General features: G+C 61.1%; 9 protein-coding genes. 2 read left to right on the forward strand and 7 right to left on the reverse strand.

From position 1 onward, the window contains the following. Positions 1–19 precede the first annotated feature (19 nt). Both ACIPRS_RS01135 and ACIPRS_RS01140 read right to left on the reverse strand, forming a co-directional pair. Entirely contained in the window at positions 20–1,510 is a 1,491-nt protein-coding gene (locus ACIPRS_RS01135) for a hypothetical protein (protein WP_446537234.1), read from the reverse strand. A 21-nt stretch (positions 1,511–1,531) separates the two neighbouring features. Continuing rightward, on the reverse strand, positions 1,532–2,080 hold the full coding sequence (locus ACIPRS_RS01140; RefSeq protein ID WP_446537235.1) for a hypothetical protein: 549 nt from the start codon (positions 2,078–2,080) through the stop codon (positions 1,532–1,534). A 110-nt stretch (positions 2,081–2,190) separates the two neighbouring features. Here ACIPRS_RS01140 and ACIPRS_RS01145 point away from each other — a divergent pair, with 110 nt between their 5' ends. Further along, a complete protein-coding gene (locus ACIPRS_RS01145; RefSeq protein ID WP_337729961.1) occupies positions 2,191–2,433 on the forward strand; it encodes a hypothetical protein in 243 nt (80 codons plus the stop codon). 265 nt (positions 2,434–2,698) lie between these two features. Here the strand turns inward: ACIPRS_RS01145 and ACIPRS_RS01150 are convergent, their stop codons facing one another. Next, the gene (locus ACIPRS_RS01150) at positions 2,699–3,529 is read right to left on the reverse strand and encodes an NAD-dependent epimerase/dehydratase family protein (RefSeq protein WP_446537236.1); all 831 of its coding nucleotides are present in this window, start codon (positions 3,527–3,529) and stop codon (positions 2,699–2,701) included. A 97-nt stretch (positions 3,530–3,626) separates the two neighbouring features. Between ACIPRS_RS01150 and ACIPRS_RS01155 the strand changes: the two genes are divergently transcribed. Further along, positions 3,627–4,406 (forward strand): helix-turn-helix domain-containing protein, encoded by a 780-nt coding sequence (locus tag ACIPRS_RS01155; protein WP_446537237.1) that lies wholly within the window; start codon positions 3,627–3,629, stop codon positions 4,404–4,406. Between the two features lie 454 nt (positions 4,407–4,860). Here the strand turns inward: ACIPRS_RS01155 and ACIPRS_RS01160 are convergent, their stop codons facing one another. From ACIPRS_RS01160 to ACIPRS_RS01175, 4 genes are all read right to left on the reverse strand, one after another. Continuing rightward, positions 4,861–5,952 (reverse strand): carboxypeptidase-like regulatory domain-containing protein, encoded by a 1,092-nt coding sequence (locus ACIPRS_RS01160; RefSeq protein ID WP_446537238.1) that lies wholly within the window; start codon positions 5,950–5,952, stop codon positions 4,861–4,863. 164 nt (positions 5,953–6,116) lie between these two features. Next, positions 6,117–6,647, reverse strand: a complete 531-nt coding sequence (locus tag ACIPRS_RS01165; RefSeq protein ID WP_446537239.1) for an REP-associated tyrosine transposase — start codon at positions 6,645–6,647, stop codon at positions 6,117–6,119. 184 nt (positions 6,648–6,831) lie between these two features. Further along, on the reverse strand, positions 6,832–8,001 hold the full coding sequence (locus ACIPRS_RS01170; RefSeq protein WP_446537240.1) for a DUF262 domain-containing protein: 1,170 nt from the start codon (positions 7,999–8,001) through the stop codon (positions 6,832–6,834). A 4-nt stretch (positions 8,002–8,005) separates the two neighbouring features. Continuing rightward, a complete protein-coding gene (locus tag ACIPRS_RS01175) occupies positions 8,006–8,737 on the reverse strand; it encodes an FRG domain-containing protein (RefSeq protein WP_446537241.1) in 732 nt (243 codons plus the stop codon). Positions 8,738–8,899: the final 162 nt, after the last annotated feature.

Consider the following 8,899-nt stretch of genomic DNA (forward strand, 5'->3'; position numbering starts at 1 on the left):
CGATTCTCTGGAAGCGGGCTCACATCTGCCTTACGGGTACCTGTTGAATCTCTCGCTCCTCCACCTGTTGCTGCGCCGTCGCTTGTGCGCCCCGTTCGAGGAAAGCGACCCCATCAGGTGATCGCGCGTACTCCCGCAGGATACGATCGGCACCCATCTCATCCCCCGCGGTGACTGCAGCGAGCAATCGGTTGAGGTACGGACTCTCGAAGGTGGGTGCAGGCATGCGTTCCGCGTGCCGCTCCGACGCCTGTCTCCCGCGGCCGATCTCTTCCTGCACCGCGCCCCCGTCGGCTCGCAGCACCGGCGTCCTGGGATCGACACGCAACAAGGTCTCTTGCCGCCCGCCTTGATCAATCGTCAACGTCGTCGTGCCGTCGGCATTGCGTACGCGCGTCACGCTGTCCGGATCGATGCTGCGCCATTGACCGTCGATGAAAGCCTGACCCCGTCCATTCTGGTTCCAATGCACGAAATCATCGCCCGACACATAAAAGCCCGCCTGTCGGCGACCGTTGGCTTGTGGCTGGGGATTGCCTTCGGCGAGTGATCCGCCTCCGTCGAGCGCTTCGATGAACCGACGCGAGGCCTCCGGCGTCAGGAACAGCGATCTCACCGTGTCGTATTCGAAGCCGAGATTGGGATTCTCCGCGTTGGGCTGATGCGCAGCGACCGGACCGATGAGCGGATTCGCAGACACATCGGTCCACGCGCGGTGCAACGGACTTTCCGGATCGGCATCACGTAAGGCATTGAGCACCTCGATGCCTCGCAACGTATTGTCCGCTCCGCTTTGCAGATAGTCCGGATTGCCGTTGCGCAGGTTGGGCAGGAGGCCGTCGATGGCAGTCTTCACCTCGTCCACCGAAGTCGACCTGCCCGCTTCGATCCCGCGAAGCACCCTTGGCCAGAAGTCCTCGCCCCCCTGGTTTTGCAGCTTCATCAGCATTCCCGCCAGTTCGGCCTGCTCGTCGCCTGCACTGTCGCGGTACAGGTCCGTGCGCTGCAGACGCTCCAGGGCCGAATCCTGGTTGCCCACCACCGCGTCCGTCGCGGTCACGCCATTGACGTGCTCGGTATCGAGACCATGCACGAACGCGCGGCCGGCATCGGAATCCAGAAAGCGGTTGATGCGCGAGCGGTCAATATCGACCGAGTTGTTCCTATGCATCTGGCGCCCGGTGCGCTGCAGCGACTGCAGCGTGGTGTCGTACTCGTTCTGTCCCAGTTCGAGCGTGGCCCGGTCCGGATGCGTGCGCGCCCAGGTCTGGTAGTTGTCCAGCAGGTCACGGGCCACGTCGGGATGCTGTCCCAGGTCGATCTGCAGTGTGCCGAACGAGTAACCGCTGTTGGCCACCGGCATCATGCGTCCACCCGGCCCCACATTGCCGGCGAAGCTCAGGCGGTAGGCGACATCACGCCCTGCGATGCTGCCCTCCGAGGTGACACCGACGGCGAAGTAGGCGGCAGCCCGCAATTCATTCTCCGTCAGGGGATTCGGGTTCGTCATGATCCATTTCCTTATGGGTCCTTAGGGGGTGTCATCGGGATTGCCGGACAGGCAGTCCTCCATCCACGGTTCCGCTAGCAGTGCATCGCGCTGGTCTTTAGCCATGCGCACGGCTCGGTAGTCGCCGAAGCAGGAGCCGTCCGCACGCGTCAGGTCGGAAAGCTTGCCATCACATATCTGCAGCGGCTTATCGATACGCTGCCATCCTTCGTCGCATTCGGTATTCGTCTCGGAGCCAGGCCGACCGCACACATGCGTGCGCCGCGCCTCCGTGGGCGAGTCCACGCGCGCAACGATCCTGCCTGTGTACGCTTTTCCGGTTGCGAAATAGAACCATGTACCGCAGATGCGGTTGCCACGTTGCAGCAACAGGTAACGGCCGCATTCCTCGGGCGCCGTCGTGCCTTGGCACGCTTCCCATTCACCGGCGAAAGGGCCACTTGTTGGCGTTACGGACGGAGCCTGGGGCATCGGCGATGCGGATGAGACCGCCTCGATACTTGCCTGCTCGGTGCCGAGTCCTGTACATCCAACAAGACTCAACAGCGCAACCATCGCCCACATACGCATCCAGAATCCCTCCCGACGAGCGTTATCCCATCCTACGGCGCGATTCGGTCAGCCACAACACGATCGATAGCGAGAAGGTCGACAGCATTGTGATATGGACCGACGGCTTGATGGTGGCGTGGTTCGGCAACCAGATGCCGAAGCGGTTCGTGCCCAGTGCACGGGCGCGGCAGGCACAGCGCGTGGCCGGCTGGTCGATGGCGCTCAGCGGCCTGGTCTATGCGGGGCTCTGGATCGCGGCGCCGAAGGATATGGCGGTGATCGGCGGTTCGCTGGCGATCTTGATCGGGATTGCGATGACAGCGGGCTATTACCTGTCGCTGCGGAACAAGGCGCGGGTGTCGGGCGCCTGAGCCGGCGCACCCGTCGCTTCCTTCTCCCCGTGCAACGGGGAGAAGGAGACAAGCATGGCTGTCTGCCCTTCCCTTCTCCCCGTGACACGGGGAGAAGGTGCCGAAGGCGGATGAGGGGCGCTTTACCCTCCGCGCACGCAAAGCGCGAACATGCACGACACCCGGCACGCGCCTCATCGTCCACGCTCCCCGGGTGCGCCGCACTTACCCGGACCACGTGGCGGCATCAACCCGGCATCGCGTCATCCGTCCGGGCGGTCGATACTCACGCCTGCCCGGCGTCGACGGCATCCACCAATCGCGGGTACAGCGGCTGGAAGCCGAGGTCTTCCCGCAGGCGGCGACCATCCATGACGGCCGCGAACGCTTTCGCGCGTTCCGGATCGGTGCCATCAGGCGGCGGCTGTCCCACCGAAGCGAACAGCGTCGCCAGATCGGGGGCTTCATCGTCCACCACGTTGTAGATGCGATACGCAGGCGATGTCTTTTCCAGCAACCGGATCACGGCCTGCGCCACGTCCGCGTGATGGCCGATGGACATGCGTTGCGTGGGCGGGAAGGTGCGCATGAACGGCACCACGTCCTGGATATGCGGGTCGCCATCGCCGTAGACGAACGGCAGGCGCAGGATGCGGACGTCCAGACCGTCGATGGCCAGCAGCATGCGTTCGGCGGCGAGCTTGCTCTGCGGGTAGGCATCCATGGGGGCGCAGTCGTCGTCTTCCTGCGCCAGGGCACCGCCGTTGGGTCCATAGACCAGGCCCGTACTCATGAACACGAACCGCCCCACCGCTGCCTCGCGGGCGGCATGGGCCAGGTGTTGCGTGCCGAGGTTGTTCACGGCGTGCGCTTCTTCCGGGGTGGCGCCGCGGAAGAACGCCGCGCAATGCACGACGGTATCCACGCCCTGCACCGCCGCCGGCAGCGCGTCCGGCTGCATCAGGTCGCCGATGACCAGGTGGATGCCGTGGTCCGACAGGTCGGTCGCACGGGCGGGGTCGCGCACCAGGGCACGCACGGTGTGTCCGTGCTGCACCAGTCGCTGGGCGAGTCTGCTGCCTACTTTTCCGGTCGCGCCGGTCACGAGTATGTTCATGCGGTCACGGTAGCCGGCGCATGCGCGATGGCATTGGAAAAAACGGCCATGGGTCGGCGGGTTGCGGCGCGGCGGAACGGCCCACCACAATGCAGGCATGCCCGCCGATCCTGCCCGCCACACCGTGACGCCCGCCCGTGGCGCATTGCGTCCGATCCTCGCGATGGCGGTGAGTCACTACGCGACCGACCGGCAACGCGTGGCGGTGCCGCAGGTGGAGGCGCAGGTGGTGGTGCGTTTCGGGCCGTCGATTCCGGGCGGTGTCGATATCCATGCGATGGGCGCAAGGAGCCGGGTGCACCGGAAGCTGATCCGCGGCGGGCACCGGGCGGTACTGGCGCGGTTGCAGCCAGGGACGTGCGAGACGGTGCTGGGCGTGTCCGCGTCGGAACTGTCGGGCCGCACGGTGCCACTCGAAGCCCTGTGGGAGCCCGCGAGCGCGCAGCGTTTGCGCGAGCAGCTTGCTGAAGCACCCGATGCACGTGCGGCGGGTGGAGTGCTGGAAGCGGCGGTCATGGCGCGCATGGCGGGTGGCAAGGTGGCCGGTGCAGTGCCGGCGTTCCTGCCGATCGCACTGGAGAAGTTGCAGGTGGCCAGCGTGGGCACGGTGGCGCGTGAGCTGGGAATCAGTGAACGCCATCTGCGACGCGTACTGCACGAGGTGCTGGGTGTCGGCCCCAAGACGTATGCGCGGTTGAAGCGGTTCGAGCAGGCGGTGCGGGCGGCGCAGTCGGGAGAGGACATCAACTGGTCGGCGATCGCGGCGGATGCGGGCTACTACGACCAGGCGCATCTGATCGCGGACTTCCAGGCGATGGCGGGGTGTACGCCGCGGAGTCTGCTGGCGGAGTTGCGGGAGACTTCCGTCGCGTCGTAGGGCGGACCTGGGCCCGCCTTGCGGGTGTGCTGCAGGCGAATGGACACCCTGCCCGGCGCGGATGTTCAGGCCTTTTCGGTCGAACGTTGCGTCTTTTTCGCTCTCGCGTGGATCTTTTCCGGTGTCGCGATACCCGAAAAGGGTGTCGCGAGGACCTTAATGAGAGAAGAGAGACCCGTTGAGGGTGGCGCGCCACGCTTTTTCAGTATCGCGAGACTCTTTTTCGGTGTCGCGACACCCTTTTTGGTGGAACGTTGGACCTTAGTGAGAGACGAGAGACTCTTTTCGGCCGAACGTTGGACCTTACTGTGAGAAGAAAGACCCTTTTTGGGTGTCGCGAGACCGTTAGTGAGAGAAGAGAGACCCGTCGAGGGTCTCGCCGACACGTAGGGCGGGCTCAAGCCCGCCTTACGGATCTACCGCCGCCCTGCCGGCCACCGCCCCCCTCCGCCCGCTAGCGGCAGATGAAGAAGCACCCCAGCATCGACTTGTCCAGGCTCACCTGCAGGGTTTCGCCGTCCTTGAGGTGCACGGTCTTGGAGAAGGTCGTGTTCTTCTTCACGTCCTCGAACCAGTAGGCCACCTGGTCGTTGGAGCCGATGTACTGATTGCCGGCGTAGACGTCGGTGCGACCGGTCACCTCGCTGCGGGTCACGGTCTCCTTGTAGGAGAAGTCGGCGATCAGCAGGTACTCGCCGGGCGGCAGCTTGGTGAAGCGGAAGCCGCCGTGGTCGTCCAGGATCGTCGCGAACATGAAGTGCTTGGCGATGCGCTCGGGGATCCGGTCCGGCATCTTCTGGCTCTGCTTGACCGTCTCGAACCACTGCTTGAACTCATCGCTCATGTGGATCAGGCCCACCCGCTGGCTGCCCTTTGGCGGGTACTGCTTCTTGGCCAGCACCGCGCCCTTGTAGAAGGCGGTGCCGGCGATGGCGCCGGTGCCCATCAGGCGGATCTCGGAGGTCGCCTCGGCCAGGCTCTTGCCGCCGGTGAAGCGCTTGCCGGCCAGGCAGTCGAGCATGGCGCTGCGCGCCTGGTCCAGGCCGTCGTAGGACAGGCCGAACACGTCCACGCCGCCGACCCGGACATTCATGCCGGTTTCCCTGGGGCGCATGGAGCCCATGGTCTGCTTGAGGTCGCCGGCGGGGACCATCAGGAAGCCGCCGCCTTTGGAGCCGCCGGCCGCCATCAGCGCGCCGCGCATCGTGGCGGGCGGCAGGCCGTCCTGCTGCAGTTCGAGGGTGACTTCCTGCGCGGCCGGCGGCGTGGCGATGCGGGGGCCGTGCATCAGGATGGCGGCGGTGGGGGATTGGGCGGTGGGGCCGATGAGGGCCAGTTGGGACTGGTCTTTCTTGGCGGAGGTGAAGCGGGCCACGCAGCCTTTGCCGGGCGATCCTTCGGGCTGCTGCAGGAACCAGGCGCCGTCGGTGTTGCGGGTGATGAGGCGGCCTTCGTCGTCGGTGCCGGCGGCGATTGCCTGAGCGGTGAAGCCGAAGGTGGCGGCCAGCAGGGTGAGCAGTGCGGGGGTCAGGCGGCGAGGCTTCATCACGGGCGTCCGATGTCCAGGTACGGGAAATTGTGACGATTCCCCGGGAGGTTCACGAGTGACGTTGGTCCCGTGTTGAGGGGCGTTGGTCACCGCATGCGTCGTGGTGATCGGTCATGCAATCCGTAGGGCGGGCTCAAGCCCGCCATCGTGCCCACTCGCCGTCACCGCTCCCCCACCCCATCCAATGCCATCGGCTCAAACGCCCAATCGACCGGATACTCCCCCGCCGCAACCCATTGCCGGAAAGACGAATACGGCCAGTCGCACGCACGCACCGCATGCCCATGCTTCACCGGATTGATATGCACGTAATCGACATGGCGACGCAGGTCGTCTTCATCGCGGATCAGGTGCTCCCAATAGCGCCGTTGCCAGATGCCTCGCTCGCGGCGTGCGATACGCCGCGATGACCGGCGTTCTTTGACTGGCAATGCCCGGCTGAAGCCGGATTTGATCTGCGCCCAGCGGTTGGCGTTGTCGGCGTCGCCCTCGGGCAGCCGCCACACGCAATGCAGGTGGTCGGGCAACACCACGATGGCGATCACCTGGAACGGTCGCGCCGCCCTCGCCGCCCGGAATGCATCGCGCAGCAGATCGACGTGCTCGACGAGCAAGCAGCGGCGACGCTCCAGCAGGTTAACGGTGAAGAAATAGGTGCCGCCCGGCACCCAGACGCGACGGTAATTCGACATGCCGGCAGCGTGCCGGAGGCATCACGCGATCACCGTCGTCGCAGACCCCACACCCATGTCGGAGAAGTCCGACCCGCGCAACCCGTAAGCCGGTGGGCCAGGGCCCACCCTACGCATTCCATCGCCGCTCGGCGCACCCCGGTAACCCCTCAAGCGTAGGGCGGGCTCAAGCCCGCCTTACGGGTTAGTTGAGTGGCACGTCACCCTCGATCTGACTCTCCATTTCAGTAGCGACAACGTTTATGCGCTCAAATGCAGCCTCAACCGTCGCAATCTCGGCATCCATCCCACCAGTCAAGTAGCTGCGCAACGTATCGACGCGGAAGACAATCGAACTAGCGTCGTTAGTCCCTTGCTGCGACATCCTGTCGTAACCCAGTAAATCAATGCTTGCGTCAGAAATTGAAAGCTCAGCAACAACTCGGTTTTTACGCAACGACTCTTTAAAATTCTCGAAATCTTCCCTACTTATATCCAGAGACTCTTGATAGCCTCTAAATACAAGAAACAAAGGAACCATAAACGACTGACTGGCCAGAAGAGGATCGGAAGCGCGGAAAATAGGGTTAATAAAATTAAGAACCTCAATAACCGAAGTAGCCACCTCCTCACACAACTCTAAAAGCCCACCATCCTTTCTAAATTCCGTGACCATTTCATCAAGATACGGGCGCTTTGTATCTATTATTCTATTTTTTGACCTAAGAGAATATTCCACAAACAACAGTCTCGCAGCCACCTCTCGATGCTGGTAGCGCGAATTTGAAATTCTTGACTTTATCGCTATGAGCGGGTGCTCGGCGACACGAGCGATAGCCGCAGCCATCGGACCTCCAAGCGCATTTCTTTTCTCCGCACCACTCAAGGGCGACGCCTCATTGAGACGAGAAAACATATCCTCCACAAGATCCAGATCGTCCGTTTCAATTAATGTAATCGGCAATGTGAAGGAATCAAATATAACCTTTAGCCTTGGGTTTTCCTTACTCATCTGACTGTAGTGCATGCCAGCCACGCTTACTGATAGGTCCTCAAAGTATTTAAAATCTTCTGCGAGCGGAAATTTGTCATCCAAGAAATCAAGAATTGCAGATAGCCTCTGCCTTCCATCAATAACTGCATACTTGTACTCTGAATCAAATTTTTCCTTTGGGTACCAAGGAAGTATATGATGGAAGTACAGCTTCGGAATGTCATATTCGTTTATAATACTATCTATCAATAACTGCTTTCGCTCCAAATTCCAAATTCCCCCGCGACGCTGATAGCTTGGAGACAAATTAATTAGATCTTTATCAGCGGCAATTCTAATAATGGCACTATTGGACAACGCGTAAGTTTTCAGAGATGCCATATTATTAATCCACTGATATAGAAGCCAACTCAGGAAACAACTGGAACTTGCTTATGCCAGCTATCGATAGATCGCGCCGAATAGCTTCCTTACTAGGTCCCGGAACTACAAATCTCCAGACATGACCTGAGCCAAGCTCAGAGGGAATTGAATCTAAACGAATGTTTTCTCGATGAGAGATTGTGAAAACACCTTGCTGCGCATTTATTCGCGGGCTGTTTCTAACCGCAATTGCAGCCATGGGCTGCAAACTTGATCTTCGCTCCGCCGCCAACTTGCCTGTTGTATAACTACCTAAACTTTCATCTTCGAAAGAAGGGATTTCATACTCCCATTCAGGCTTGAAGCCAGCCATCTTATTAAGCTCGCACGGCGCAAGAACCCAAAGAGCAGCATCATTACGATTCTCTTCCGCTACTGCAAAGTAGAGAGCAACTAACGGACTCTCACTCCAATCAAGCAATCTTGTTTGGACGCCGTGATGCTGCATCAGAAAAAGCCAATCAAATTCATGCTGGGGCCGTGCTGGCAGCAAGTACGCAGCACTCTGCTTGAACCTATTCAGCAAATGAGACTCCGACGGCGGATCACTGCGCCTCATCAACTTCGGCTCAAGTGGCCAATGCGCTTCGGCCTGACCTCGATACCAGAGAGGCCCACCATACTGAGCACTGTCAGCCCTCAAGAACGAAATCAGATCGCCCACTCCGCTGATGGGCCTGTCTTCAAACCTCATCTCCCCTCCCCCCGAAAAGGCTGGCCGATCAACTACCAACGTTGCTGCCCCGGCAGCATGAGCATCGCTAGCGATTATCACATTCTTCCGTGAGATCACAGCATTAAGAAGAACCGAGATTTGCGTCTCGCACTACTACATGCTTTTACCTATCGCTAAGTT

The sequence above is a fragment of the Pseudoxanthomonas sp. LARHCG66 genome (assembly GCF_052871755.1).